Source organism: Methylomonas sp. 2BW1-5-20, assembly GCF_052474515.1.
In genome coordinates, this window is the sequence record NZ_CP184127.1 from 99,060 (window position 1) to 126,059 (window position 27,000).

Below are 27,000 nucleotides of genomic sequence, written 5' to 3' on the forward strand. Positions count from 1 at the left end.
CAATGTATTACTCACAAAACGAAGCTACGCCGGTATTGCAAACGGTGAATCAGGCGCGGATGGCAGAGCCTAGCGTCAGTATTCGTGACTATGTCGATTTGTTGATAGAAGGCCGTAAAACCATTTTCATTGCGCTGTGTTCAGTGTTGCTGATTACCACCGTATATCTGGTGTTGGCGCCGCGCACTTACAAGGCTGACGCCTTGCTGCGAATCGACAAAAACAAGGCCTTGCTGTCCGCGACGCTGCGCAGCGAAAACAACCAAGCGCCGGCGGAAGCTGAAAGTCCGCGCGCACAACGGGAAGTTGAGATTTTGCGCTCGCGTTCGGTGTTGGGCAAAGTCGTGGATAACCTGAATTTGACCATAGAAACAGAGCCTTATTTTTTTCCATTTATTGGTGAAACCTTGGCGCGCCGGCATGATGCCCATGACGGCATTGCGGAAGCCTGGTGGGGCTTCAGTCGCTGGGCCTGGGGCGGCGAAAAGCTGAAAATCGCCGCATTCAGCGTCCCTGATCGCTATTTGGAAAAAGAATTTATCCTGATTGCGCTTGAAGAAGGTCGTTTCCAATTACTCGATCCTCGCGGCGACGAATTGTTGGCTGGTCAGGTTGGCGAAATATTGAGTGCCGAGATCGGCGAGAAAACTCCGGTGACGATTAAAGTCGAAACCCTGGAAGCGCATCCGGGTACGCATTTCGAATTGACCCGCCGTACCGCGCTGTCAGCCATCGAAACGCTGCAAAAAGCCTTTGCGGTAAAAGAAGTGTCGAAGGACACCGATATTCTGAGCGTGGAATTGAAAGGCCGAGATCCGGAGCAACTGGCTAAATCGGTGAACGATATTGCGGCGATTTACGTGAACGCCACGGTGAATTGGGAATCGGCGGAAGCTTCGCAAAAACTGGGTTTCCTGGAAAGCCAGTTGCCCATCGTCAAGGAGCGTCTGGAAAAAGCCGAGCAAGGTTTGAGCGCGTATCGTCAGCAACACGGCGCGGTGGATATTTCCGCCGAGGCCGAGATTCTGTTGAAACAGGCGTCGGACATGGAAACCCTGGGCATTCAGCTTAAACAAAAATACGACGAACAAAGTCAGCGCTTGGAATCCGAGCATCCGGACATGATCTCCACCAACGCGCAGATCAAACGCGTGAATAACAAACTGGCAGCTTTGGAAAAACGCATCAAGGATTTACCGAAAACCCAGCAAAACATGGTCAGTTTGTCGCGCGATGTACAGGTCAATACCGAGCTATACACCTCTTTGTTGAACAGCGCGCAGGAACAGCGCATCGCCGCCGCCGGTTCCTTGGGCAACTCGCGCATCGTCGATTTCGCCGTCACGCCGGAAAAACCGTACTGGCCCAAACCTAGCTTGTTGTTGGCGATTGCCGGCCTGTTGGGATTGAGCTTGGGCTCGGCGTTGATTTTCCTCAGACATTCGCTGCAACGCCACGATAACTATCCGGCCTTGCTGGAATATCAAGTCGGTTTGCCGCTGTTCGCCGCGATTCCGCACAGCAAAAAGCAGCATAAATTGGGACGCTTGCTTGGTAAGGATAAAGACAACGGCATATTAGTCAGCCAGGATCCGCTGGATATTTCTGTCGAGTCGCTGCGCGGTTTGCGGACCACGCTGGAAGCCACGTTGGCCCAGCATGAGAGCAAGGTGATCATGGTTAGCAGTCCGGCGCCGGGCATGGGTAAATCCTTTGTCAGCGCCAACTTGGCGGCCTTGCTGGCCAGCATTAAAAAACGGGTGTTGGTGATCGATGCCGACATGCGCAACGGCCGTTTGCACGAGACTTTCTCGATAGGCAAACAACCGGGTTTGTCCGATTTATTGGCCGGTAGAGCGACGTTGGGCGAAGTGATTGTCAGTTTGCCGGATGTGGGTATCGACTTGATCCCGCGCGGCAATATGGTGTTAAACCCGGCCGAGTTATTGGTATTGGGCGAATTGTCCGAAACCCTGGAGCAGCTGAAAAGTTTTTATAATCATATTGTCATCGATTCACCGCCGATTTTGGGTGCCACCGATGCGGCGATTCTGGGTAAGCATGCCGATGCTACTTTCCTGGTGGTGAAAGAAGGCCGCTACACCGCGCAGGAACTGGAAGTCAGCGCCCGCCGCTTCCTGCAAGTGGGCATCAAACCCAATGGCTTCATCATCAACGATATGAAGGAAGGCTCGTCTTACTATCCGTATTACGGTTACGCCTATCAACGCGCCGATCAGGAACCGAAGGAGGAGTCCACCTGGAGCGATAAGTATCATGCAGTGGGTGACTGGTTGGGCAAGCAGTTGGATAGGGAGCTATTGCCGGTTCCCGCCGAAACCGACGAGCGGGTTTAACTAGCAGTGATGAGACTCCGCCTGGAAAAAGATCTGCCTGCCCTTTTGGTTGCGCTGGTCGGCGCGTCAACGGTCGCTTCGCTGCCGCAAGTCGAATCGGCTTGGGCCGGAATCAAGGAAGTCTACGGCGAACAGGAAATGGGTTTGCGGATTCTGCGCGAGGCCTTGTTGGCTGTGTTGATCGTTTACGCCTGGCTGGAACCGCGTTTGCGCAACGGGATTTTTAGCAGCTCGGTGCTGGCTTTTCTGGGCCTGATTTGTACCTATGTCTTGTTTGAAGTGGGTTACGCCTTGTATCTGGATTTGCCCTTGGTCGTGCCGCTGACCGGCCTGCGGGTTTTTGAATATTTGCCGGTAGCCTTGATCGGTTTCGTGACCAGTCGCTTGGGGGCCGGCGACTATGTGCTGTACAAGTTTGCCAGCTATCTGCGCTACTACCTGGTGCTGCAGACCGTATTGGCTTTAGCTCAAGCATTGTGGGCGCCGCCTTTGTTTGGTGTATCAATGCTGGGTGGCGGTCGGCCATTCGGCACCTTCGTCAGCCCCAATCTATTCGGCGCGACGATGGCGACTTGCGCGCTGGTGTTTGCGTTGGTACCGGGTATGCGGCGTTGGTTGGCGTTAAGCGTGTTTTTGGCCTTGCTGAGCGGTTCGCGTACGGCGTTTATCAGCTCCTTGTTGGTGGTGTTTTTTCAAGTTTATGCTGCGTTAAGGCCGCGTGATCGTTGGGCTTTGCTGATGCCGGCGCCGATCCTGGCGGTGGGGGCGTTGATTTTGGCCTCCAGCCCCCTGTTGAGCGGCCGAGACGATGCCGATCCCACTCAGGACGGTCGGATCGATTTGTGGCAGCGGGTATTTGCCAATCATGTGCACGGGCCGATGGATGTGTTGTTTGGCTGGGGTTTGGGTTTGAGTTCCAATACCGTCAATCTGTTGTTCGGTGCCGAGTATTTCCCCGGCCAGTTCGATTCCGATAGTCTGTATTTGTTCTTGTTGAACGGCTACGGCGTGATCGGTTTGTTGGCGTATTTGCTGTTTTTATGGACTACGACACGAATGTCTGTCCACCCCAATAAAGGTCTGGTGACGATGTTTATTTTCGCAGCTGGCCTGACTTTTAATATGTGGGAGTATTTTCCGCAGAATGCCTTGTTGATGTTGTTGTGGGGCATGGTGCTGGGCTGCGCTACGAAAAAACATGCGGCTAATTCCGACATGGCACAAGCACCGGTATCCGCGCAAACCGGTTACTCTCAGCCTTGGCGATAACCCTTGCGAATGTTTAGAACCTTAAAAAAATCCAAATTATGCGGCGATGCCTTTTGGGCCTTGTTCGGCCAGGCGGCGTCGGCTCTGGCCTTGTTGCTGGGTACGCGCTTATTGACTGAATTGGTCAGCCCTGCGGTTTACGGGCAAGTGGCCTTGTTGAACGGTTTTGTCGCGTTGGGTGTGGCGGTTTTTTCTTATCCGTTTATTTGCGCCGGCATGCGTATTGTCCCGGAATGCCAAGATCCGGCCGAGCGCCGGAGTCTGCATACGGCGGTAGCCGCCTTGACGCTGAAAGCTACTGGCTTGGCGATAGCTTTGTTGGTGTTGGGCGGTTTTGTTTTCGGATATTTTACCGATGCCAGCAGTGCGTTGTTTTTGCTGGCCGGCATGTTATTAGCGACTACGGTGCAGCGCGAACTGGGCATACAGTTGGCAATAGGCGAGCGCAAACAACGCCTGGCCAGTCTTTGGCAAACCAGCGACAGCGTGTTAAGGCCCGCATTGGCGATAGCGCTGGTCTGGTGGATGGGCGGCAATCCGGAATCGGTGCTGCTGGGCTATATCCTGGCCAGTTTGGTGTCGAATTTGGTTTGGATAGTTGTTAAGCGCCGCAACGCCATACGGACGCCAGCGCAGGTTAGCCGGGCTTTTAGCCGCGAAGTGTGGGTATACGCCTTGCCCTTGATTCCAATGGAGTTGATTTTCTGGATCAACGGTTTGGGCGACCGGTATGTGATCGGCTATTTGCTGAGCTCCGCCGATGTGGGTTTGTATGCCGCGACCTATATGATCGTCAACGAAGCCTTCAACCGCAGTGCGATGGTGTTGCTGCGCACCTTTCAGCCCGCGTATTTTCAAGCCTTTTCCGCACAACAATTGCAAAAGGCCTTTTCGATGTTATGGATTTGGATAGCCAGCGTCGCGGGCTTGGGCGTGGCAGGTTTGTTGCTGTTACTGCTGACTAAGGATTGGGTGGCTTCCATGGTACTGGCCAAGTCCTATCACGCCGCGGTGGATTTAATGCCGGCCATGGCGCTGGGCTGCGCCTTGCATGCCTTGGGCACGGCTGTGGCGCAACCGCTGCTGGCGCGCAAACTTACCAAAACCTTGCTGAAAGGGCGGTTGTGCGGTGCGGTGACGGCGGCGATTACGATTCCGTTGCTGATCAGCCAATACGGTTTACCTGGCGCGGCCTGGGCCAATCCGGTTTATTTCGGTATCGAAGCCATGGTGTTGGCGCTGTTGGCAAAACCCTGGCAAGCGGCTACCAGCCCCATATTGGGAACTATTCAAAACTTGAGAAAAGAACCGCTTGCGGCGGATGCCTAAGAGTGACAACGGTGGAGACAATGACATACGCGACAATGACAACGGAAACTTACGGCGATGTGTTGCACGCATGCGTGGCATGCGGCGCGGAGAAAATCGGTTTTTGGCGGCAAAAAGATTACCTGTATACCGATAGCACCAGCAGCAAAGCCTTTCGGATTTACCGCTGCGCTTGCTGCGGCACTGGTTTTTTGAATCAGCCGCCGCATCGGCAGTGGTTGCAAGCCATCTATAAATACTCCGGTCAGGCGTTGACGCAGGCGATTACGCTGGACGAAGTATTATTAAGGGAACAGGTTTTTCCTAACTGCACCGTCGATGCCAAGCGCATGGCACTCCACGCCGACCAGTTGAACAAGTCCGGCAATCACCGAGCTTTGGATATCGGTTCCGGTTTTGGCTTTTATACCCGAGCCTTGCGCTTGTTGGGTTATCGCACCGTCAGCATCAATCCCGGCCAGTATGAAAATCGGGTGTTCCGGGATTTAAACGGCGACGAGCCCTTGCCGATCATGTTCGAGCAGTATCAGGCGGAGCAAGCCTTTGGCGTCGTGGTGATGTCGCAAGTGTTGGAGCATCTGTTGGAACCGGATCAGGCGATAGCCAAGGTCGCCGGTTTGCTGGAAAGCGGTGGCGTGCTGGCTTGCGCGGTGCCTAACTATGCTTCGTTTTTGGTCAAACTACTGGGCACCAAGGAGAACGCCTGTCTGTGGGTGCCGGAGCATGTGAATTATTTTACCGAACAAGGCCTGAAAAGCTTGCTGGAGCGTAATGGCGTGCAGGTGGTTAAAACCGAGCAAGTTACCCGGATTCCTTACAACGCGCTATCCAAACGCTTGGGTTTGAAAGGTGGTTTGGCAAAGCTGACCAACGCACTGGTGAAGTATGCGCAGATGCCGTTTGCAGCCTTAATGGATGCGTTGGGCTTGGGTATTTACCTGAATGTCTACGCGGTGAAGAAATAAGCCATGTTGACCGTCGTTATTCTTACCCAAAACGAGGAAGCCAATCTGCCGCGCTGCTTGGCGGGCATACCCGAACGGTACCCTATCGCGATTGTCGATTCCGGCAGTACCGATAACACGCTGGCGATTGCCCAAGAACGAGGCTGCGCCATTCACCGCAATCCCTGGCCCGGTTTTGCCGAACAACGCAATTTTGCGATCCGGCAGTGCGGCATAGATACGCCGTGGATCTTGTTCGTCGATGCCGACGAAATCTATCCGCAAACCTTTTACGACTGGTTTGAAGCCAAGCTGTCCGATACGCATGGCATCGATGTATTGATGGTGCCGTCGGTGTTGTATCTGCGCGGTAAACGTCTGAATCATGCGCCCGGTTATCCGATCTATCACCCCAGGCTGGTGCGCCGCGAGACAACCAATTTTGTGCGCAACCACACCGGGCATGGCGAAGCGGTGCTGGATACCTGCCGCATCGGCTATTCCGAGATTGCCTACGAACATTATTTTTACCACGGCGAAATCATCGAATGGATGCACAAACACGTCGGCAAGGCCGCGCAAGAAGTGCAGTTGCAACCGACTGCCGGTGCGGTGATGACCACGCGCGGCCGCTTAAGCGTGCTGCTGGGTCGCTCCTGGCTGCGCGTGCTGGCGCGGTTTGCTTATCACTATCTGCTGCGTGGCGGTTTTTTGGACGGTGCGGCTGGCTTGGAGTTTGCGCTGATGTTTACCTGGTACGAAGCCACGATTTATTTGCAAGCAAAAGCCGGTAGCTGGGCGAGGAGTGCGCTATGAAAGTTTCGCTGGTGTTGGCAACCTTGGGTAGGGACTGCGAAGTCTTGGATTTTTTGAAATCCCTGCTGTTGCAAACCTATAAAAACTTCGAGCTGATAGTCATCGATCAAAATCGGGACGGTAAGATCGATGCCATTTTTGAGTCTTACCACGCGCTGATGGACATCAAGCACATCAAGGTGGATTTTACCGGCAATGCCCGGGCCAGGGATTATGGCATCGGTCTGGCGCAGGGCCGTATCGTCGCCTTTCCCGACGACGATTGTGCCTATGACAAGGACGTGTTGGAAAAAGTGGTGGCGGAATTTAAGCGCCGCGAAAACCTCGCCATTCTGGTGGCGGGTTCCTACGATTTTTCCGCCACCCGATTCAGCATAGGTGTGAATAGCCACAAAGCCGGCTATTTCAACCGTTTCCGGATGATGGGGGTGGAGTTTACCCAGTTTTTCGATCTGCAACAGGTCGATAGGCGGCAGTTTCATCTGGATCACGATTTTGGCATCGGTTCCAAATACTCCGGCGCGGAAGGTTTTGAGCTGTTGTACCGCTTGCTGCGCGCCGGCGGCAACGCGTTTTATACGCCCGAAATCAAAATTTTTCACGCCAACAAGGATCATTACAAGCTAGGCACCGCCAGGATGCTGATGTATTCCACCGGCATCGGCGCTTATATCCGCAAGTTTACCAATCAGCACGACGCGTTTATTTTGTATTACATCGTGCGCAAGATGTTTGTCGCGCCGGTGTTGAAAATGGCTTTGGCGCTGGTCACCTTCAATCCGCAAAAACTGGCGTATTCGTTTTACAACCTGGTCGGTATCTGGCGCGGGTTTCTGGCGTACCGCAAATCAGAAAAATGTATTTAAAGACGGTTTCAGGAGAAATGAAATGGATGTAGGTATTGTCACGACCCATGTGCCGCCGGCTAAAGGCTATGGCGGGGTATCGGTCACCTGTGGCGTGTTGACCAAAGCCTGGGGCGAACGCGGCCACAACATGGTGTTGGCTGCCGCCGACGAGTCGATAAACGGTCGCTTACGCGCCGAGGATGTAAAACTTGGCAAGCAAGTCGATGTCAGACTGTATCCTTGTTACGGCTTCCGGCGTTGGGGTTTCGGGTTGGGAGCCATTCCTAAGATTTTCAAGCTCTGCTGGCAGGCACCACGAATCTATATCCACGGTATTGCCACTTGGCCTTCAACTTTGGCGGCTGTGTTTTGCGTATTGTTGCGCCGGCCATTTATGGTCGCGGTACACGGCGGGTTGATGCCGGAACATGTGGCGCTGATTCGGCGGCAGAAGCCGCACAAATGGTTGTTTTATAAATGGCTGACTTTCCCGACTTTGCGCCGGGCCATTGCGGTGCATTGCACCAGCGATACCGAAGCGGCGGGCGTAACCGGCGTGTTGGGCAAGGACGCCAGGGTGTTACTGGTGCCGAACGGCATCGACAGTCGGGATTTCCAAGTCGCAGGCTATCCGCAAGGCGAGGGCACACAGCTATGCTTTCTGGGTCATGTTCAGCAAGAAAAAGGCATTAACGCGTTTATCCGGGCCTGGTTGCAAACGCGCCGGCCCAATGACCGTTTGATTGTGGCCGGCCGCAGTGTCGATGGCGCGTATTTTGAAGAGTTTCAGGCCTTGCTGGCGCAGGCGCAAGGGGCTATCAGCTACAAAGGTTATCTGCCGGTCGCGGAAGTAAAGCAATTGCTGGCCGACAGTCATTTTCTGGTGTTGCCGTCCGGTCTGGAGGAGACTGGCGGCATGCGCGAGAATTTTGGCAATGTGGTGGCGGAGGCGATGGCTGCCGGCCGGCCGGTGCTGGTTGCGAAAGGCTTGGCCTGGGATCACTTGGCAATGTATGGCGCCGGCTTGGTCTTCGAGCGCAACGAGACTTCGGTCTGCGCCGTGCTAAGGCAAACGCAAGTGGTGACTCAAGCGACTTGGCAAGAAATGTCGTTGCGTAGCCGGCAATATGTCGAACAGCAGTTGGACCCGGTTAAACTGGGCGATAAAGTCTGGAACGTGTTGACTAAGGCGAATCATGCCAGTCTGCCGCAGTCCTTGATAGAGGGCTCTTCTTATGAGTAAGGTGGGTTTGATCGTGCCGACCCTGAATGCCGGCGAACTTTGGGTGTCCTGGTTGCAAGCCTTTGCCGCGCAAACGCTGAAGCCGGATTATTTGCTGCTGATAGATTCCTCATCCGACGACCATACGGTGGCTTTGGCGCTTGCAGCGGGCTTTGACGTGCAGGTGATACCCAAGTCCGAGTTTAATCATGGCGGTACCCGGCAATTCGGCGTGAATTGGCTGGCGGATGCGGATATTCTGGTGTTCCTGACTCAGGATGCTCTGCTGGCGGGACCCGATGCCATCGAAAAGTTAGTGGCGGTCTTCGCGGATGAAAGTGTCGGCGCAGCTTATGGCCGGCAGTTGCCGCACCGGAATGCCGGGCCGATTGGCGCGCATGCCCGTTTATTCAATTATCCGCCGCAAAGTCAGTTGCGTAGCCTGCGGGACAAGGCGCAATTTGGCATCAAGACCGTGTTTATTTCCAATTCTTTTGCCGCTTACCGGCGCAGTGCCTTGATGAATGCCGGCGGGTTTCCGCTGAACACCATCATGAACGAAGATACTTTTGTGGTCGGCAAGATGTTGGTAAACGGCTGGAAAGTAGCTTATTGCGGCGATGTCGCCGTGTTTCACTCTCACGATTACGGGTTTTCCGACGAATTTAGGCGTTACTTTGATATCGGCGTTTTTCACGCGCATACCCCCTGGTTGCAGCAGACTTTTGGCGGCGCATCGGGCGAGGGTTTGCGGTTTGTGGTTTCCGAAGCGGGTTATCTGGTCAGACATGCGCCGTGGCTGATTCCCGCCGCGTTTTTACGCACGGGATTGAAATGGCTAGGCTATAAACTGGGTGGAGTGATGCCCGGCAGATTACCGCCGAGTTGCAATAGATATTTTAGTTTGCACAAAGGCTATTGGTTTCGGGGCGCGCCCGAAAATGCAGGTGAATAAAGCGGCATTATTTTGCCGGAAAATACTAGCGGATCGACTAAGCGTTAATGCTTAGTAACGCCTTAAATCATTCTAAAATTAATCCAATCTTCATCTTATCTTAATCTAAATTACAGTGTTTCTTCATCTTGACGCTGTAAATTCTTTTCCAACATTGCGTTTCTCCGACTCCGGCGCCGTTTTTAGTGATTGCAGTAGTGATGCTGTTGTCCTAATAGCCGGGTAAAATCCTACGCTGGAGCTTGGTTGAAAATGCATGATTGGGTCTGGATAATGATTGATAAAGTCTTTTGCGGTGAGAGCGGGATTACAATCAAAGTGCATTTGGTTGTCTGAGTCCTTAGCGTCAAAGAAGTATTGCCCGGATATTTAGGGATTTGATTAATTACGTTATGGAGTTTCATCTTGATTTCTGAAAAGCATTCATTTGATAGTTGTTTTGAGGTTTTTTTGGCTGACACACCTGAAAGCAAACAAATTCATTACAACCTCAGATACCAAGTTTATTGCGACGAGATGGGTTTTGAGGACAAGGATAAGTTTCCGGATCAATTGGAGTTCGACGAATGGGATGAGCATTCGGTGCATTTCATGGTGCGGCACCGATACACAGGGCAGTGGCTGGGCGCATTGCGATTGGTTTATCAAAATCAAGCCGTTTTCCCTTTCGAAGCCAAATGTGTTCCCGATCAACCGATAAGCGCGCAACAGTACGCGCAGTCCATAGAAATCTCCCGCCTGTGTGTTCTTAGAGAAGCCAGACGTTTTGCGCCGAGAGGGTTCTCGCACGGCAATAACGGCGAAGAGACTGCCAAGGAAGTCAGCAACGTCAGATATTTACACAGCATCAAGAATCAAAGCCGCAGCATCATGTGGGGTTTGTACCGGGCAGCCGTTTTGTATTCGGTTCAGAACGGCATCAAGCAGTGGTATATATTGGTCACGCCGTCGCTGGCGTATGCTGTGAAGAAAGAAGGTTTCGAAATGCAGCAAGTGGGAGGCGCTTGCGATCATAGAGGGCAACGAATTCCTTATGCGTTGGATGTCGATCACATTCTTCTTAATCCACTGTGGCAAAAAGACTATAAATTGGAATATCGCCGATATTCCGAGTTGACCGAGAGATCGGCGTCCAAAAGACAAAGGGCTTGATAGGTCGGATTTAGCGATTCGATAGTTTTGATGACGGTTTCCCGGCGCCGTTACCTTATAAAAAGGCGATAGCCTTAGAGGCCGGCCGGGTTCGGATATATTCTCCGCCTAGAGCCTTCCCGTTCTCCACTCTGCTGAAACTCTGTCGCGGCGCTGTCTTATCATCGCATTGGCAGCGTGGATAAAATCGTCACGCTCCGCTTGGAGATTTTGATCGAATAGCGCATAACTTAATCGTTTAAAGCTATTGCGCAGGCGGCGCCAGCCGAAAAGAGCCGTCGTATTTCCCATAGTCGGAAGACTGAATGCCATTGCGCATCGAGCCGCGGTAGGCAGGGCGGCCTTTTTCCACGATAACTTGCACCGCTCCGCCTTGCCGGCTAATCAGTCCGGCGTGAATGGCGGCCAAACAGATGTAAGAATTGCTGGTATATGCGTCGGTACCGTTCAATATTTGATAAGCCGCGTCGCACTCCGCCGGGCAGGCAACTAAATGCGTCGAGCCGGGGCCGCCTTCAATCTGCGCCGCCGAGAAACTACAGCCTGCTTCGATTACTTCCGCGTTAGTCGGATTGTTTATTGTCGCTGCCGGCTGATTGGCGGGGTATGCTGGCGGATTGCTAGTAGCCATGGGGTTAGCCGCCGTAATGACCGGTACGGCCGGACCGGGAGTCGTTACCTTAAGCGGCGAGTCGGCAATTTGCGCCGATGTTTGCGCGAAATGCATTGTCAGGCCGACCGCAACGCACACCAAGCCCAGTACGCCGGAAAAAATTCTTCCTTTCGGACCCGGTTCGATCCTGCCGCTAATATTACCGACCACAGCGACCAAGAGAAATATCAGGCCCGCCATCACAAACACCGTGGCTAATGGGGCGCTAAACAGCGTTTTGACGATTTCTTCCATCGAAGTCTCCTGGGCCGAACAGCTTGAGACTAGAGATTAAGCCCTTCCGTAAATCCGCACAAGGTTAAAACTTGAATACGCGTCCAGGGCAATCGGTGTGTATCGCGTTTAGCCGAAGACTTTCCCGGTTAAAGACATCAGCGATTTTCTGTCTTATTCCAGAAGCTTACGGTAAAGTTGCCGGGTCAAACTGATATACTCGCTGCCGTCTGGCCCAAGTTGAATTCAACTGTTTCGGGTCGGAAGCCTACGTCATTATTATAAAAATTATATTAGCCAGGATTATTTATGGAAGTTTATTTGCCCATGATTCAAAGCATACTGTCGGATTGGTATCGATTGACCTTGGAAAACCGGGAATATGCCGGATCCTTAGTGCTTGCCGTGTGGTTGCTGACGGCAATGTTTTACAGTATCAGGATTTATTTTTTAAAGAAAACCAATGCCATTAATTTAAAAGCGCGCATTGCCTTGCAAACCGATTTGGATAGCGCTCGGCAACAACTGCAAACCTTGCAAGAACAATTAGCCGCCGCCCTTGAGCAGTTGGAAACCGCGCAAGCGGCCGCTGCCAGCGAAACGCAGCGGGCCGAAAGTCTGGAAGGCAAGCTTGTACAAGCGAATCGGCAAGTAATCGACAGCATCAAAACCTTGGCAAGCAACTTCGAACTGACCGAACCCGGCTTGCCGGCCGCCAACGACCTGCAATCCACCGACCTGTGGCCGCGATATGCCGCCATTACCGCGCAAATCGCCGAACGCTTTAAAGCCGAACAGCAAGGTAAAACCGAGCTGCAACTGGCGCTTTGGGCGGAAACGGCCAAACTGGCTGAAAAAGACGCATTAATCGGGCCGTTGCAGTTGCGCTTGGAGTCGCAAACCGAACAGCTGAACAAACTGGAGTTGGCTGTCGAAGAACAAAAAATCCTGCGCGAGCGCGAGCAAGCCGGCGCCGAACAACGGCTGGCGGAGACTTTGGCAAAGCATCAGACCGAACTGGCGCGTTACGCCGACTCGGCTAAACGCCCGTTGGCGGCAACGGAGCCGGTATCCAAGCCGGAGCCAAAAGCCACGTTTTACGAAGCTCCCGCGATTCAGGCATCCCCGGCTGTTGTTGCTCAACCGGTTGCGGTGCAAGCCCAGCCGACACCTATCGAGCCGCCAAAGCCGGTTGAGCTGGAAGTTGCGCCGGTTGCCGCTAAGCCTAAACCTGTCGTTGCCGAGCCGGCACCGGCAAAGCAGTCATCCGTGGATAAGTTGGCCGAGAAAAGCGGCGGTTTCGGCAAATTCAAGCAAATGTTGAACAACACTATGCAGCAAATGGCCAAGTTGGATCAAAAGCTGGGTACACAAACCGAGGTTGCAGCCGAGGCTATCCAGGAAGAATTGGAAGAAATCGCCGCACCTATAATGGAAGCGGCTGTTGAGCTTAAAGAAAATGTGGTGGAAATCGCGGAAACTGCCGCCGAAGCGGTTAAAGAGCCGGCTGCCGGCGTTGGCGGTAAGCTGAAAAGTTTGTTCGGTAAAAAATCGGCAGAGCCTGTCGTTGAGACTGAACCGGTAGCGGCGGAACCCGAGCCGATTGCCGAAACAATCGCCGCCGCAGTCGAACCCGCCAAGCCTGCCGGACTGAAAGGTTTGCTCAAAAAGTGGAAATAATAGTTTCCGCCGTTTAAAAATCGGCCGGGTAACCTCTGCTAGCCCGGCTATTTAATCCGTTCCGATTTCAATTGAAACCTACCGGTGGCTCCAGCCGGCCATAAGTCGATAACTGCATGTCGATTGTCGGTGACTGCAACGCTGCGGGGCGATTGTAGTCTCGATGCGGCATCAGCGGATTCGAGGGTGTCGGGGCGCTGGTCACCCAATCAGCACTGGCAATTGTAGGACAGTGTCTTTCGAAACCTCGATTGCATAGAGGCTACTTGCTTTTAACTTGCTCGCAACCCGTTTGAGCTCACGCACGAGGTATTTTGCTATCGTCGTAATCTTTTTTACCTTACACCCTCCATAAAACCCAAATAAATTCAATTTTTTAAGTTTTTTCTAAACAATCTAAACCAAGCTGGTTCGTCAACCATTCACTAAGCAAAGGCAACAGATTCTTAAAAAAAGTGTGGCAAATAACTTATTTTTCATGTGAAGACGAGTGTAATAACGTAACCACTGGGCATAAAAAAGCGCGTAATTATCCGGCCGGATAACGAGTCCTAAAGCTGAATTTCAACCTTGTCGGTTACCGATGCCTTTATCCGCCACATCCGGTGGTGGCTCCACAATGCCGTTTACCGCAATGCCAGTCAGGCCAAAACGTTCTTTAGTAGCCGATCAATTCAAAATCGCTATCAGCTCTCCCCGCTATTCACAAGCAGATTTCCACGAACCAAGCGTTTAGGTATGCGCTAGAACACAGGTAAAGCTTGGAATTACCGAGACAAAGTTGCCCTCATTGACGCTGTATTCCAATTGTTTCCCCTTGCAGAAGAGTCGATATTGAATTAAAGTAAAACAAAACGTTTTGTTTTACTTTAATTCAAGGTCTTATATGCTTTCTAGCAAACCAGAGAAGCCCAGATCGGGTCGCCCCAAAGCCGGAACCGAAGCCGAAAGGATCGATTATTTGTTGGATCACGCACTACGCATGTTCATTCACGACGGATACAGCAAAACCAGTATCGCAAAAATTTCCACCGCAGCGGGCGTATCGACGAAAACTATTTATGAGCGTTACAAAAACAAGGCCGAATTGCTGCTGGCTTCGATCGGACGCATGGTCGACACAGACGTTTCTGAACTGTCCTCTATCGCGAGTCTGCCGCAGATGACACTGGCCGATGGTCTTGGCGCGATGGGTGAAATGCTGCTCGCCAGAGTGATGCATCCCGATATGGTGGCGTTTTACCGGATGGGCGTCGCCGAATCGATGCATTTGCCGGAAATCAACGAACGGATGGGAGATGCCCTGCCGATGCGTATTCAAAACGTGATCGCGGAATATTTGCGGCAACATGCCAAACAGACGGCGTTGTCGGCGCAGAGCATCGACCGGGCTGCAGTCTTGTTTTTGGAAATGCTGTTTGCCGAACCTCGCAATAAAGCCCTGTTCAGGCAATTACCAGCCGATTGGAGTGCCAAGGCCCACGTCGATTTTGTCGTTGAGCTGTTTTTAAACGGCTTTACAGGAGCCAAGGCATGAACGCTGGGACGTTGACGGTTTCCTGGTGGAATAGCAGCCTCAAACTAAGGCCAAGCTCAATTGGATGGCTGAATTTAGCGGCGATTCAGTTGATTTCCAGTATACCGATTGCTGCACGCGAACCAGGCCCAAAACAAATTATGGAAGTCGTTGTTTATGAATAAAACAATACCTCGCCTTTATTTGCTGGTGTTACCCGCGGCAGTGCTTTGCGGTTGCTCCGAGCTTTTTCCCAAAATCGGCCCGGATTACCGACAGCCCGAATTGGTTTTGCCAACCAATTGGTCCGGTTCGGTTACCGCAGCCAATACGCAACCGGCCGGCAAATCCGAGCAGGACCTGGCTCGCTGGTGGCGGCAGTTAGGTGATGAGAGTCTGGATAAATTGATCGACGAAGCTATGGCCGGCAATCTTGATTTACGCAGTGCCAAGGCCCGTTTACAGCAAGCGCGTGCGACTCGCGACCAAGCCGAGGCAGAGCTTTATCCGACACTGAAAGCGTCGGGCAGTATCAATCAGCGCGAAGTTGATGGTTCCGGCAACGGTGCGACAAGCGGTAGCAGTAACATCGGAGCCGGCATCGGTTCGGGCGGGGTCGGCTCCACGGTCAATGGCGCCACTTACAGCCCGGGTCTGGATGCCAGTTGGGAAATCAATATCTTCGGCGGCATCCGCCGCGGCATCGAAGCCGCAACTGCCGACGAAGCGGCCGCCGAGGCCAAATTGCACAATGCCCGCGTGTCCCTGGTGGCCGAAGTGGCGCGCAACTATATCGAGTTGCGTTCCTATCAACGCCGGTTAACGATTGCCAAAGACAACTTGGCCAGCCAAAGCGAAACGGCGCAAATTACCGAATGGCGTTATCAGGCCGGTTTGGCCAATGCCAGCGACGTCGAGCAAGCCAATACCAGCCGCGAACAGACTCGCGCCGGTATTCCCGATTTGGAAGTGGGCTTACGGACGGCGGAAAATCGTCTGGCGGTCTTGCTGGGGCGCAATCCTGGCGATCTGCACACGCAATTCGCCGAAGTCAAGGAATTGCCTGCCTTGCCGGCGAGTCTGGCTACCGGCATCCCCACCGACGTATTACGTCAGCGCCCGGACCTAATCGCCGCCGAACGTACTTTGGCGGCCGAAACTGCGCGCGTTGGGCAGAAACTGGCCAAGCGTTTTCCCAGTCTGACGCTGAGCGGCTCGCTGAGCTGGTACACCTTTGCCTCGGCCGGCATGAGCACGGCAATTCAAAGCATAGGCGCCAGTTTGGGCACGACGTTGTTCGATGCCGGCCGGTTGCGGGCGGCGGTGGATATTCAAAGCGCGGTGCAGAAACAGGCACTGGTGAGTTATCAGAACAGCGTATTAACCGCGTTGGAAGAAGTCGAAAATGCCCTTAAAGCGTATGCCGCGGGTCACGAGCGAGTCGAAGCCCGTAGCGCCGCCGCAGACTCAGCCCGCAACGCCGCGCAACTTGCCAGCCAACTCTATCGATCCGGGCTTGCCGATTTTCAAAGCGTATTGGACAGCGAACGCACGCGTTTAAGCGCCGAAGACAATCTGGCCACCGCCGAGGCCGGGCTCAGAACCAGTCTGATCAGTCTTTACAAAGCCTTGGGCGGCGGTTGGCAAGAGATGCCGAGCGCACCGGCTCAATCTTCATCTGAACGGAGTAGCTCCTAATGAATTCATCGACAGAAAACTCAAAGGATGCGTTGCAAACCATCCTGAACTCCAACGCCAAGCAATCGAGCAAGCGCCAAAAGCGTTGGTTGTGGATCGGTGCGGCCATTGTTGGCCTGCTGCTTGTGCTTGCGCTATTGGCCCCCGGCGGCAAACAAAACGCTCAGCAGTATCTTACCGAAGCGGCCGCGACCGGTAACTTGGTGGTGACGGTGTCTGCCAGCGGTACCCTGGAACCGACCACATCGGTGGACGTCGGTAGCGAAATGTCGGGCACCGTGGCCCGTGTGCTGGTGCAGGAAAACGATCATGTAAAAAAGGGCCAACTACTGGCGCAACTCGATCTGACCAAATTAAACGATGCCGTGACCCGCTCCAAAGCCGAACTCGCGTCGGCACAGGCATCTGTGGCGCAAGCCCTGGCCTCGGTGGTCGAATCGAAGGCGTCGCTGTCGCGGATGCGCGAAGTCGCGGCAATTTCCGGAGGCAAGGTGCCGGCCCAAACCGAGCTGGAGAAGGCCGAGGCCACGCTGCAACGTGCCGTCGCCAACCAGTCCGGCGCCCAGGCTTCAGTCGAGCAGGCCCAGGCGGCCTTAAAAACCGACGAAACCAATCTGGCCAAGGGCACGATACGTTCGCCGGTCGATGGCGTGGTACTGTCGCGCAAAATCGAGCCGGGTCAGACCGTGGTTTCCGCAATGACCATTCCAGTGCTGTTCACGCTGGCGGAAGACCTGACCAACATGGAATTGCAGGTCAAGGTCGACGAAGCCGATGTCGGCAAGGTCAAGGTGGGGCAGTCCGCAACGTTTACCGTTTCAACCTGGCCGGGGCAGGACTTTCCGGCCACTATCCAGCGCGTCAGTCTTGGCTCGACCATTGTCGATAACGTAGTGACCTACAAGACGGTACTTGGAGTGCGTAACGACGATCTGGCGCTACGACCGGGCATGACCGCGACTGCGACCATCGTCACCGCCCGCCGCGACCAGGTATTGTTGGTGCCGAACGCGGCCTTGCGCTTCACGCCGCCGGCGACTGCGGGACCCAAACAGAACGGCAGTTTCATCAGCCGTCTGCTGCCGAGCCCGCCTGCCGAACCTAAAAAGCAGAATGGTTCGACGACATCTACTTCGCCGCAGGTTTGGATACTCGACGACAATCAACAACCCAAAGTGCTGGCGGTCGGGATTGGCGAGAGCAACGGCCGTTTGACAGAAATCATCTCTGGCAACTTGAAACCAGGCATGGCCGTGATCACCGATTATCAGGAAGCCAAGCCATGAGCGAAGTCAACGCGCCACCGCTAATTCAGCTGTCCGGCATTACCAAAATCTACGGCGAAGGCCAGGCTGCGTTTCAGGCGCTACGTGGCATCGATTTGCGCATCGCCGCCGGGGATTTCGTTGCGGTGATGGGGCCGAGCGGTTCCGGGAAATCGACAGCGATGAATATCCTCGGCTGCCTGGATACGCCCAGTAGCGGCACTTACCAGTTCCAAGGCGTTCACGTCGAACAGTTGGAACGTAACCAGCGCGCCTTGCTGCGTCGTCATTGTTTGGGCTTTGTGTTTCAGGGGTTTAATTTATTAGCGCGTACTTCGGCGTTGGAAAATGTCGAATTACCATTGCTTTATCGCGGCGAAAACGCTGTTACCCGGCACGCCGCCGCCAAGGGGGCACTGACCCGTGTCGGGCTGGACGGCTGGGAGGAACATACGCCCGCCGAACTGTCCGGCGGCCAGCAACAACGTGTGGCCATTGCCCGCGCCATCGTTACCCAGCCGCTGGTATTGCTGGCCGACGAGCCTACCGGCAACCTTGATACCCGGCGTAGCCATGAAATCATGGAACTGCTGGTGGCATTAAACCGGGATCAAGGCATCACCATCCTGATGGTGACCCATGAGCCGGACATGGCGGCCTACGCCCGGCGCACCGTGCATTTTGTCGATGGCCGGGTGGCGGAAGATCAAATCACGGGAGAATCAGCATGTGGCTGAATACTTTGTTGTTGGCGTTGCGGACGATACGCCGCAATTTGATGCGCTCCTTCCTGACGATACTCGGTATTGTTATCGGCGTGGCCGCGGTGGTGACGATGGTAACGCTGGGCCAGGGTGCAACACGGATGGTCTCCGATCAGATTTCCAGCCTCGGCAGCAATCTGTTGATGGTGCGACCGGGCCAACGCTTAGGGCCGGGACGCGATTCGGCCGGCGCCCCCAATTTCAAGAAAGCCGATGCCGAGGCGATTCGGACACAGATCGGGGGTTTACGGGAAGTGGTGCCGGTGGTCGGCCATTCGATCACTTTGGTGGCTGGCAATAACAACTGGTCCACCACCGTCAACGGCACCACTAATGGCTATTTGGTCGCCGGCAGCTGGAAACTGGCGGCCGGCAGGGAATTTCTCGACGACGAGGAACGCTCCGGCAAAGCGGTTTGCATTATCGGCGCCACGGTAAAAAAAGAATTGTTCGGTAACCGCAATCCACTAGGTGATGAAGTCCGCATCAAGACTTTTGTGTGCCAGGTGATCGGTTTACTGGCCGCCAAAGGTCAGGGCGCGATGGGCATGGACCAGGACGATACCTTGTTGATGCCGTTATCCACCGTGCAACGCCGATTGACCGGCAATCAGGATGTTTCCAGTCTATTGGTATCGCTAAAGGATGGCGCCGACGCATCAAAAACCATGCAGCAAATCCGCCTGATTTTGCGCGAGCGCCGCAAAATGGCCGACAACGAGGCCGACAATTTCAATATCATGGATACCAAGCAAATCGCCGAAACCCTGTCCGGTACCATCGGCACCATGACTGCCTTATTGGGTGCGGTGGCGGCTGTGAGTTTGCTGGTCGGCGGCATTGGCATCATGAACGTGATGCTGGTGTCGGTGACCGAACGAACCCGGGAGATAGGCATTCGCCTAGCCATTGGCGCACTGGAACAGGAAGTATTGCTGCAATTTTTGATCGAAGCCGTAATGTTGTCCTGCCTGGGAGGCTTGATTGGAATTATTCTGGCTTTCCTGGCCTGCATCGCGCTGTCGACCTTGATGCATCTGCCGTTTCTGTTCAATCCCAGCATTAACCTGTTGGCGTTCGGCTTTTCGGCGGCGATTGGGATTGTGTTCGGTTATATGCCGGCCCGGCGCGCGGCGCAACTGGATCCAATTGTGGCGTTGCGGCATGAGTGATTTGCCAAAATCTCCAAAATAATGTGTAAAGACGGTTTTATTGCATATATCGGCCATCGGAGCAAAATGATAGAACAACAACAGTGGGCGATTGCGACAATTCGCCTCTCCCAAAGGCCTTGTTCTCTAATGACGCAAGTACATCGAAATTGAAAACCGACACGTCATCGGAATACGTGGCGGTTTTCAATCGGAATAGGCAAGCCGACTAAACTTCCGGTACGAAAAAGAACGGGCTGCCTTCGTGGCCGGCATGCTGCAAGGGGGCGTATTGCGGCATTTGTTCGAAACCGCCGCGCGCCGCCGACGCTCTTACTTGATTGGCCACGTCCCGGAAGATGTCGTAGTCTTCGATAATGCGTTTGTTGCCGCGCAATACTTTCAAAAACGCATTGGCGAACACAGAATGATCGCCGCCGCCCTGATCCATAACCGGTTTTACGCCGCCGGAAGTCAGCACGGTGCGGGCTTTGCGGCTATTCATCGCTTTTAGCCAACGTTCGCGCTTGGCGTCGTCCATGCCTTCCGGCAGTTTGGCGACCGCCGATCCGGTCAACGCGCCGGAGTAACAGGAATCGGCCACCACCATTATGTGCCTGGCCGGCATGATGCTTAAAAACTCGGTGATGCTTTGGCTGGAAATCCAGTTGGCGCTATTGCCGGTTTCCGAATCGACCGGTAGCCAATACGCGGTTTGGCTTTTCTTGTCGATTTCGCCGTGGCCGGCGTAATAGACCAGTAAATTATCCTGTTCGGTGAGTTTTTGGTTCAGTTCGTTGAACGCCGACATGATCGCGTGGCGATTGGCGTTGATTAATAGTTTGGTGGTGAAGCCGTAACGTTCGCGTAGCAACAGTTCCAGGCTTTTGGCGTCGGCAATCGGCGTTTTCAAGGACGGATAAGCGCCGTATTCGTTATTGCCGATGATGATCGCGTAGAATTTGCCGAACTGAATGTCGCCGGAGCGTTTCAATTCGCTGCCGTTGCTGCTCGGAAACACTGCCTCCGCCGCATTGCCGGACGCCAGCAAACGCAGGCTTAAATCGCTGCTCTGATTGCGCTTATCGGTAGCGACGATGCGTACCAGGGTTTCTTCGCCTTTTAAGCTGACGTCGGTTTCGAATCGGCCGTTGGCGTCGACTTTGACGGCTTTGTCGTTTAACAATAAACGGCTGAGACCGGTGGCGGCATCGATTTTACCGACGATGCGTTTGCTGCTCTCACCCAAGCCGAACTGGATACTCGGAATGCCGCGCGTAACGGTGACGGCGGGTTCCAGCAATTCGATATTCGGACCGTTGCCCGAGGCCACTACATTGGATGATTGTTGTTGCAATTTTTCTTTCAGCGCGGCGATTTCCTTGGCTTGCTGTTGCAAGGCCTGCTTGCGCAGATCTATTTGGTTTCTGTCCAGTTTGTCCGATGAGGTTAGCCAGCCGGTCAGTTCCGCCGATTGTTTTTGATAGGTTTCGATTTTTTCGTTGAGCTTGTTCTCGATATCGTTAGTTTTGCTTTCGGCGGCTTTCGCACTGGGGCTTTGCTGGCGTGCGGTTTCCAGTTCGCGTTTCATGCGCAGTCTTTCCTGGCTTAACGACTGGGTCAAACTGCCCAGCTTGGCTTGCTGGTCTTTTAATTGGCTTTCTTTTTCGCGTAATTGCTTTTCCAGCGATTCGATGTCGCTGGAGCCGCCGGGCGTGGTGGATTTTTGTTGTTGCAATTTATTGCGTAGGGCTTCCAGTTCGTTTTGGGCCTTACGCAGGCTTTCCTGCTGATCCAGGGTTTGCTGACGAGTGCTTTGCAATTGCTCGCGCAGCTGTTCCGTTTCGCGGCGGGATTCGGCCACTTCGCTGCGCAAGTTTGCCAGTTCTTCGCTGTTGGCGATGGCCTGCGCATTCACGGCCGGTGCGAACTGGATGCCGGCGTCCTCCAGACCGGCGGATTTGCGATACCAACGCAATGCGGCTTCCTTGTCTTCCGCAACGCCCAGGCCTTTTTCGTAGAGATGGCCCAAATTCAGCTGCGCTTGGGAGTTACCTTGGTTGGCGGCTTTTTCGTACCATTGCGCGGCGGCTTTGTAGTCGGCTTGCGTACCCAGGCCTTTTTCGAAAATCTCGCCGACATAGAGCTGGGCGGCGGCGTCGCCTTCCTGGGCTTTGGGCAGCCAGATATTTAAAGCGCTGGCGTAGTTGGCGCGGTCGTAAGCGACGTATTCGCCGCCGCGAACCTCGCAATCGGCGGCGGTGGTACGGATGGGGCGGCGGGCGCTGAGATAGGTCATTTGCGAGCCCAGTTTCCGTACTTGACCCGGTAGTAGACAATCGACGACAAACAGTTTGCCGGTGTCCGCCACGATATAGCCTTCGGTCGCCTTGGCCATTTCTTCCTGGCTAACGTCACGGGCGCAGGCGGACATTAAAATGCCGCCAATTGCCAATGCTAGCGTCCGATTCAATACTCTTTGTGTCGCCATGGTGTGCCGCCTTCGAATGAATGGTGTTTGTCCGCCAACCATAGCAGAAAACCGCCAGTCCGCAAACGGCTAACGCAGTTGTTCCAGGCGTTGCAGCATTTGCGGCCAAATGGCTTGCCAACCCTGGCTATGATCGGCATCGACGACTTGCACATGGCTGTTGCGCCGTCTTTGCAGCGCCTCTTGAAATAAGTCCGGCGGAATATTGCTGTCGCGTTTGCCCAATAGGTGCCATTCCGAAATGCCGGTATCGTTGCGGGTAGCCGGATTCAAAGATTCGCTCAAGCGTTGGTAGCCGTGGTGGTCGGCCCAGGTATCGATGTCGTAATTGCCGGCCAGCGTCACCACGGCCACGGTTTGCCGCAGTCTCTCCGCCAGCAGCAACGCCAGTGTGCCGCCGCCGCTGTGGCCGATCAATACAGTTTCGCGGTAGCCGTGTTCGTCGCAAAAATCAATTATGGCTTGGGTCATGGACCTTAGCACGCGCTCGCCGTAGCGCGCGCCAGTCCATAAGTTTTGGGTGCAGCCTTGATCGCCGGCATGGCCGTTATAACAAGGCCGTCCCAGGTAGAACGCCGGCGAAGGGTCCAACGCCATCAGTTTCAGTATGACCGATGCGTGGGTGGTCGGGTCGGCGGCGGGAAACATCCCGCGTTCCCAGGGGCGGCCGTCGCCCTCCAGATATACGTGCAAGCGTTTACCGCCCGATGCTGGCAGATGTTTAAACGATGTTAGCGTGAAACCGGCGGCTACCGATTCGACAGCTTGGAATCCGAATTGCATTGCTTGATCGTGTAGACGGGCGGCCGGCGAGCTGCAAGCGGACAGTATTAGCAGCAAGCCTAGTTCGATAGAGAAATATCGTCTTTTGTTTCGGCACATGTCGAAAACAGCGTAGGTAATGTTCCGGTGTGTCGGGTTAGCAAGTCCGGCTTCTGGCGGCAGGGCGTCTGAAGCCGCATCGGAGTTATCCTTAAAACGACATCCTAATGCCGCTGGAAAAAGCGTGGTTAGTAACGTTTTCCCGGTCGATGACCGTGTTGTACGACACGAAAGCCGAGATGCCGCCGGCAAATTGTCCGGCCATGTTTAGCCCCAGTTGCATGTAATCGCGGTCGGGATTATCGGAACGTATGGTGAAGCCGGTACCGTTTTGCACGAAGCGCACTACGCTGTATTGGGTGTTATAGCTGGACTCGTGAATCCATTCGGCATTGACTTGCGGCACGATAACGCCCCATGGCTGGCTCCACGCGTAAGACATTCTGGCGCCGGCCTTGGTGAGTACGGATTCGATGTTCTGCTTGTCGTAGCGGGCGGCAAAACTGGCGCCGCCGGATTCGCGGTAAGCGTCGACTTCGGTTTTGGTGTAATCGAAACCCATGTAGGGGCCGACAACCAGTTTTTCAATGTGATGATTGTAGCCGGCGCCCAGGCTGGACGCGTATTGCATGCCGGAAGTCTTGCCTTTGGCGGAGGTATTGAAAAAGCTCATCGTCCGCTCGGATTCGTAATCGATACCGCCGAAGCTGGCTAGCGCGTCGACGTAAAAATCCTGAATGTTTAACGTACTGTACAGGGAGCCGGTGTAGGCCGCGGTGTAAAGTTGCCCGGCCCGGTTGCTGAAATCCGCTTTGTTATGGGCGTTATTAAATGCCATCCCGACAAACAAGTTATCGGTGACGGCGTAGTCCGCGCCGACCGTTACCCCTTGATTGTCGAAATTGTAACCTTGCTCGTTAACCGATCTTTTCCGGTTGCCGAAGCTGCCGTCGATATTGCCGTAAATACCCAGGCGCTGGAAAATTTCCGGCAGTTCGTCGGCGCTGGCGGCGCCAACACGGTTTCCGCCCAGGTTGATGCCGCCCACATTGCCGGCTCTCAGTCCGGCGATGCGATCCAGCACACTGCTGAAATTCGCCCGCGAGGTCGCAACCGTTGTGGCGGCAATGGTATTGATTTCTTCCGGCGTGATTTGTTCGACGACGTCGGCTTTCGCCGCCGGGGTGAGGCTGGCGACGGCCGCGCAGTTGCCTATGACCGTCAGGTTATCGGCGGATGCGCACAGACTGTTGATTGCCAGCGAGGTGGCAGTGGTATTGGATGTCGATTCGATGATTTGTGATTCGGAAACGACGGTGCCGGCGCTGCCGGCGAAGCTAACCAGCCTGGCGCTGCCGGAACCCGTGCCCGTGCCGGGGATGATCAAATTCGAGTCGCCTACTATGACTAACACATTGCCGGTTGAAATATTAGTCTTTGATCCCGCCATGACTTCTTGTGAAGAGAAACGCCAATTGGCTACAGCCACCGTGTAGCTGCCGGGTGATAGCGTGAAATCGTTAATTAAGGCGTTATATTCCGGACTGCTGCCCGCAGCGCCGCAATCTATCGGGTTGCAAGCGTCGTCGCTTTCGGTAATAAATGAGTTCACCGTAAAACTGCGGGTGCCTGTCAGTAGGTAAATGTAAGGGTCCATCGTCGGACCGCTGGTGGCAATATCCACCGCGGTGGTTTCCGATAGGGAAAATGGTAGATAACCGATCGAGCCGGCGCCCGAGCTGGTGATATTGAATGTCCCGCTGGCAATTTCCGCACCGATGGCAAAAGGGGACGCTAATGCCAGCGTCAGGAATGCGCTTGTCTTCAGTGTGCCGGAACCGCGCAATTTACCGGCCGAAAATTTGGAATACGACAGTTGAGAAAAAAACAGTGACTTCATGCGCATTTATCCAAAATTATTTATACCGCTTATTATAGGTGCATGCCAATGTCAGCAATAGTAATTAAATAGGTGTATCGGGTTGAGGGCCGGCGCTTGGCGTGTATCCAATATTTCGATACGGCAATGATTTTTGCCGTTTTGGATACGACCGGTTATGTTCCGGGTTGGAATTGCCAATACCAATTGCGGCGACACAAAGGTGCTCTTGGGCTAAAATCCTTAGCCTTTCCTTGACTGTTGCTTGCCATGTCCAGATTTGAACTTGCATTGAAAGCTTTTCAACAGGCGCAAATAGCATATGAAGATTTGTTGGCTGTTGCGCGCGATGTGGCTAACCAGCCCAATCATGTTAACGATGCTGCCCGGCAATTGTTGGAAGCGGAATACCGGAACGGTGCATTAGGGGCTGATGTATATCGCGGATTGCACTCGGTGTTACAGGACGAAACTAGGATCGTTAGCGACGAAACCCAGATTGCGCCGCTTGCTCATACAACTGTTTCCGACGATGCGACCAGTATCGTGTCGACTCCCTTGCCGGCTAAACCGGCGACGATCACTCCGCCCTCGCCAGCGACGCAAACCCCCACGCTGACCACGGAATCGCTATTGCACGGTTTGGATCCTTCGCAGCCGCGGACCGAGCTAAGCGTCGGCAGTACCTTGAAAAACCGCTTTGTGCTGGAGGAGTTGCTCGGGGTCGGCGGCATGGGGATGGTGTTTAAAGCCACCGATTTGCGTAAAGTGGAGGCGTCGGACAAAGAGCCGTTTGTGGCTTTGAAGGTGTTGAACCAGGATTTTCAATTCAATCCCATGGCTTTGGTGGCCTTACAGCGTGAGACCAAGCGGGCGCAAACCCTGTCTCATCCCAATATTATCAAAGTATACGATTTCGACCGGGACGGCGCGCATGTGTTCATGTCGATGGAATACCTGCAGGGTAAGCCGCTAAGCCATTTGATACGCGAGCATGTCGACAGCGGATTACCGTTCAAGAAAGCTTGGCCTATCATAAGTGCAATGGCAGAAGCCTTGGCGCACGCGCACAAGAAAAATATCGTCCACTCCGACTTTAAACCGGGCAATGTATTTATCGGCGACGACGGCGAAATCAGAGTCCTGGATTTCGGTATCGCTTGCGCTATCAACCGCAGCGAAAAAGACGGCCACGACGCTACCATTTTTAATGCGCGTTCGCTCGGGGCGATGACGCCGGCTTATGCCAGTTTGGAGCAGCTGCAAAGTAGCGATCCCGATCCGCGTGACGATATTTACGCTTTGGCCTGCATTACTTACGAATTGTTGAGCGGCAAACATCCGTTCGGCCGCTTGTCGGCCGAAAAGGCCATGGAAGTGAATCTGCAACCCAAGCCGATAGCTCAATTAAAGCGCCGGCAATGGAAAGGTTTGCAAAAAGGCTTGGCCTTCAGGCAAGAGGATCGCAGCGCGAGTATCGACGAGTTTTTAACGGCGATCGGCCCACATTCTTCCGTATATTACGGACTTTGGTCGTCTGGTGTTTTGCTGGCGTGCCTGATTGGTGTCAATGTCTATTGGACGTTGAACGAAAACCACGCCAATACCGAGGTAGCGAAGGTCGCCGTGGAATTGAACCCCGAGCAAAATCAGAAAATAAAGGATTTGCTGGAGTTGGCGGATATTCATTTCGACGTTGGTTATCTCACCGCGCCGACAGGCAGCAACGCTTTTTGGGCATATCAAGAAGTGTTGAAAATCGATCCGTATAACAATGCGGCAATTGCCGGTATCAATAAAATCGCCGATACCCTGGAGCAACAGGCCTGGGAGTTCTACGAAAAAAACGACCGGTCCGAGGCCTTAAAAAAAGTCCAAGAGGGGCTGGAGGTCAATCCGGCGCACAAGGGTTTGTTGAGTCTTAGAGAAAAACTCAGATTTAATTAGGTTAAGTAA

The 27,000-nt window shown here is 54.0% G+C and carries 20 protein-coding genes; 16 read left to right on the forward strand and 4 right to left on the reverse strand.

From position 1 onward, the window contains the following. Positions 1-2: 2 nt before the first annotated feature. The 9 genes from ACH50O_RS00455 to ACH50O_RS00495 all read left to right on the forward strand — a co-directional run bounded on the left by ACH50O_RS00455 (position 3) and on the right by ACH50O_RS00495 (position 10,892). Complete coding sequence (locus ACH50O_RS00455) at positions 3-2,357, forward strand: polysaccharide biosynthesis tyrosine autokinase (protein WP_446810107.1); 2,355 nt, start codon at positions 3-5, stop codon at positions 2,355-2,357. Positions 2,358-2,366: 9 nt separating this feature from the next. Further along, positions 2,367-3,626 (forward strand): O-antigen ligase family protein, encoded by a 1,260-nt coding sequence (locus ACH50O_RS00460; protein ID WP_446812094.1) that lies wholly within the window; start codon positions 2,367-2,369, stop codon positions 3,624-3,626. Positions 3,627-3,635: 9 nt separating this feature from the next. After that, a complete protein-coding gene (locus tag ACH50O_RS00465) occupies positions 3,636-4,955 on the forward strand; it encodes a lipopolysaccharide biosynthesis protein (protein ID WP_446810108.1) in 1,320 nt (439 codons plus the stop codon). Positions 4,956-4,975: 20 nt separating this feature from the next. Continuing rightward, on the forward strand, positions 4,976-5,920 hold the full coding sequence (locus ACH50O_RS00470) for a class I SAM-dependent methyltransferase (RefSeq protein ID WP_446810109.1): 945 nt from the start codon (positions 4,976-4,978) through the stop codon (positions 5,918-5,920). Positions 5,921-5,923: 3 nt separating this feature from the next. Next, complete coding sequence (locus ACH50O_RS00475) at positions 5,924-6,715, forward strand: glycosyltransferase family 2 protein (RefSeq protein ID WP_446810110.1); 792 nt, start codon at positions 5,924-5,926, stop codon at positions 6,713-6,715. After that, positions 6,712-7,581: a glycosyltransferase family A protein gene (locus tag ACH50O_RS00480; protein WP_446810111.1), complete on the forward strand. Its 870-nt coding sequence runs from the start codon at positions 6,712-6,714 to the stop codon at positions 7,579-7,581. The genes ACH50O_RS00475 and ACH50O_RS00480 overlap by 4 nt, the downstream gene beginning before the upstream one ends. Before the next feature lie 22 nt (positions 7,582-7,603). Next, positions 7,604-8,806, forward strand: coding sequence for a glycosyltransferase family 4 protein (locus ACH50O_RS00485; protein ID WP_446810112.1), 1,203 nt, complete (start codon positions 7,604-7,606; stop codon positions 8,804-8,806). Continuing rightward, positions 8,799-9,740: a glycosyltransferase family 2 protein gene (locus ACH50O_RS00490; protein ID WP_446810113.1), complete on the forward strand. Its 942-nt coding sequence runs from the start codon at positions 8,799-8,801 to the stop codon at positions 9,738-9,740. Before ACH50O_RS00485 ends, ACH50O_RS00490 begins: the two co-directional genes overlap by 8 nt. A 450-nt stretch (positions 9,741-10,190) precedes the next feature. Beyond that, complete coding sequence (locus tag ACH50O_RS00495; protein WP_446810114.1) at positions 10,191-10,892, forward strand: PEP-CTERM/exosortase system-associated acyltransferase; 702 nt, start codon at positions 10,191-10,193, stop codon at positions 10,890-10,892. A 244-nt stretch (positions 10,893-11,136) separates the two neighbouring features. Here ACH50O_RS00495 and ACH50O_RS00500 read toward each other — a convergent pair whose 3' ends face one another. Then, positions 11,137-11,799, reverse strand: a complete 663-nt coding sequence (locus ACH50O_RS00500; RefSeq protein WP_446810115.1) for an LCCL domain-containing protein — start codon at positions 11,797-11,799, stop codon at positions 11,137-11,139. Between the two features lie 288 nt (positions 11,800-12,087). On the opposite strand from ACH50O_RS00500, the gene ACH50O_RS00505 reads away from it, so the two are divergent. The 6 genes from ACH50O_RS00505 (at position 12,088) to ACH50O_RS00530 (ending at position 19,873) form a co-directional block, all read left to right on the forward strand. Beyond that, positions 12,088-13,458: a hypothetical protein gene (locus ACH50O_RS00505; protein WP_446810116.1), complete on the forward strand. Its 1,371-nt coding sequence runs from the start codon at positions 12,088-12,090 to the stop codon at positions 13,456-13,458. A gap of 961 nt (positions 13,459-14,419) precedes the next feature. Beyond that, the gene (locus tag ACH50O_RS00510; protein ID WP_446810117.1) at positions 14,420-14,995 is read left to right on the forward strand and encodes a TetR/AcrR family transcriptional regulator; all 576 of its coding nucleotides are present in this window, start codon (positions 14,420-14,422) and stop codon (positions 14,993-14,995) included. A gap of 156 nt (positions 14,996-15,151) precedes the next feature. After that, entirely contained in the window at positions 15,152-16,672 is a 1,521-nt protein-coding gene (locus tag ACH50O_RS00515) for an efflux transporter outer membrane subunit (RefSeq protein ID WP_446810118.1), read from the forward strand. Continuing rightward, positions 16,672-17,958 carry an efflux RND transporter periplasmic adaptor subunit gene (locus ACH50O_RS00520; RefSeq protein WP_446810119.1) on the forward strand — a complete coding sequence of 429 codons (1,287 nt, stop codon included), beginning with the start codon at positions 16,672-16,674 and terminating at the stop codon, positions 17,956-17,958. Before ACH50O_RS00515 ends, ACH50O_RS00520 begins: the two co-directional genes overlap by 1 nt. Then, on the forward strand, positions 17,955-18,674 hold the full coding sequence (locus ACH50O_RS00525) for an ABC transporter ATP-binding protein (protein WP_446810120.1): 720 nt from the start codon (positions 17,955-17,957) through the stop codon (positions 18,672-18,674). The genes ACH50O_RS00520 and ACH50O_RS00525 overlap by 4 nt, the downstream gene beginning before the upstream one ends. Beyond that, positions 18,665-19,873 (forward strand): ABC transporter permease, encoded by a 1,209-nt coding sequence (locus tag ACH50O_RS00530; protein ID WP_446810121.1) that lies wholly within the window; start codon positions 18,665-18,667, stop codon positions 19,871-19,873. Before ACH50O_RS00525 ends, ACH50O_RS00530 begins: the two co-directional genes overlap by 10 nt. A gap of 208 nt (positions 19,874-20,081) precedes the next feature. On the opposite strand, the gene ACH50O_RS00535 is transcribed toward ACH50O_RS00530, so the two are convergent. From ACH50O_RS00535 to ACH50O_RS00545, 3 genes are all read right to left on the reverse strand, one after another. Further along, positions 20,082-22,343 (reverse strand): caspase family protein, encoded by a 2,262-nt coding sequence (locus tag ACH50O_RS00535; RefSeq protein WP_446810122.1) that lies wholly within the window; start codon positions 22,341-22,343, stop codon positions 20,082-20,084. Positions 22,344-22,412: 69 nt separating this feature from the next. Further along, positions 22,413-23,126 (reverse strand): alpha/beta fold hydrolase, encoded by a 714-nt coding sequence (locus ACH50O_RS00540; RefSeq protein ID WP_446810123.1) that lies wholly within the window; start codon positions 23,124-23,126, stop codon positions 22,413-22,415. 190 nt (positions 23,127-23,316) lie between these two features. Then, positions 23,317-25,065 carry an autotransporter outer membrane beta-barrel domain-containing protein gene (locus tag ACH50O_RS00545; RefSeq protein WP_446810124.1) on the reverse strand — a complete coding sequence of 583 codons (1,749 nt, stop codon included), beginning with the start codon at positions 25,063-25,065 and terminating at the stop codon, positions 23,317-23,319. Positions 25,066-25,314: 249 nt separating this feature from the next. On the opposite strand from ACH50O_RS00545, the gene ACH50O_RS00550 reads away from it, so the two are divergent. Continuing rightward, positions 25,315-26,991: a serine/threonine-protein kinase gene (locus ACH50O_RS00550; protein ID WP_446810125.1), complete on the forward strand. Its 1,677-nt coding sequence runs from the start codon at positions 25,315-25,317 to the stop codon at positions 26,989-26,991. Positions 26,992-27,000: the final 9 nt, after the last annotated feature.

Coding starts and splice junctions, on each gene's coding strand:
- ACH50O_RS00540 (WP_446810123.1), bottom strand. CDS start 23,126: ATGCAATTCGGATTCCAAGCTGTCGAATCGGTAGCCGCCGGTTTCACG.
- ACH50O_RS00455 (WP_446810107.1), top strand. CDS start 3: ATGTATTACTCACAAAACGAAGCTACGCCGGTATTGCAAACGGTGAAT.
- ACH50O_RS00505 (WP_446810116.1), top strand. CDS start 12,088: ATGGAAGTTTATTTGCCCATGATTCAAAGCATACTGTCGGATTGGTAT.
- ACH50O_RS00535 (WP_446810122.1), bottom strand. CDS start 22,343: ATGGCGACACAAAGAGTATTGAATCGGACGCTAGCATTGGCAATTGGC.
- ACH50O_RS00490 (WP_446810113.1), top strand. CDS start 8,799: ATGAGTAAGGTGGGTTTGATCGTGCCGACCCTGAATGCCGGCGAACTT.
- ACH50O_RS00485 (WP_446810112.1), top strand. CDS start 7,604: ATGGATGTAGGTATTGTCACGACCCATGTGCCGCCGGCTAAAGGCTAT.
- ACH50O_RS00500 (WP_446810115.1), bottom strand. CDS start 11,799: ATGGAAGAAATCGTCAAAACGCTGTTTAGCGCCCCATTAGCCACGGTG.
- ACH50O_RS00465 (WP_446810108.1), top strand. CDS start 3,636: ATGTTTAGAACCTTAAAAAAATCCAAATTATGCGGCGATGCCTTTTGG.
- ACH50O_RS00550 (WP_446810125.1), top strand. CDS start 25,315: ATGTCCAGATTTGAACTTGCATTGAAAGCTTTTCAACAGGCGCAAATA.
- ACH50O_RS00525 (WP_446810120.1), top strand. CDS start 17,955: ATGAGCGAAGTCAACGCGCCACCGCTAATTCAGCTGTCCGGCATTACC.
- ACH50O_RS00545 (WP_446810124.1), bottom strand. CDS start 25,065: ATGAAGTCACTGTTTTTTTCTCAACTGTCGTATTCCAAATTTTCGGCC.
- ACH50O_RS00530 (WP_446810121.1), top strand. CDS start 18,665: ATGTGGCTGAATACTTTGTTGTTGGCGTTGCGGACGATACGCCGCAAT.
- ACH50O_RS00460 (WP_446812094.1), top strand. CDS start 2,367: ATGAGACTCCGCCTGGAAAAAGATCTGCCTGCCCTTTTGGTTGCGCTG.
- ACH50O_RS00520 (WP_446810119.1), top strand. CDS start 16,672: ATGAATTCATCGACAGAAAACTCAAAGGATGCGTTGCAAACCATCCTG.
- ACH50O_RS00480 (WP_446810111.1), top strand. CDS start 6,712: ATGAAAGTTTCGCTGGTGTTGGCAACCTTGGGTAGGGACTGCGAAGTC.
- ACH50O_RS00475 (WP_446810110.1), top strand. CDS start 5,924: ATGTTGACCGTCGTTATTCTTACCCAAAACGAGGAAGCCAATCTGCCG.
- ACH50O_RS00515 (WP_446810118.1), top strand. CDS start 15,152: ATGAATAAAACAATACCTCGCCTTTATTTGCTGGTGTTACCCGCGGCA.
- ACH50O_RS00470 (WP_446810109.1), top strand. CDS start 4,976: ATGACATACGCGACAATGACAACGGAAACTTACGGCGATGTGTTGCAC.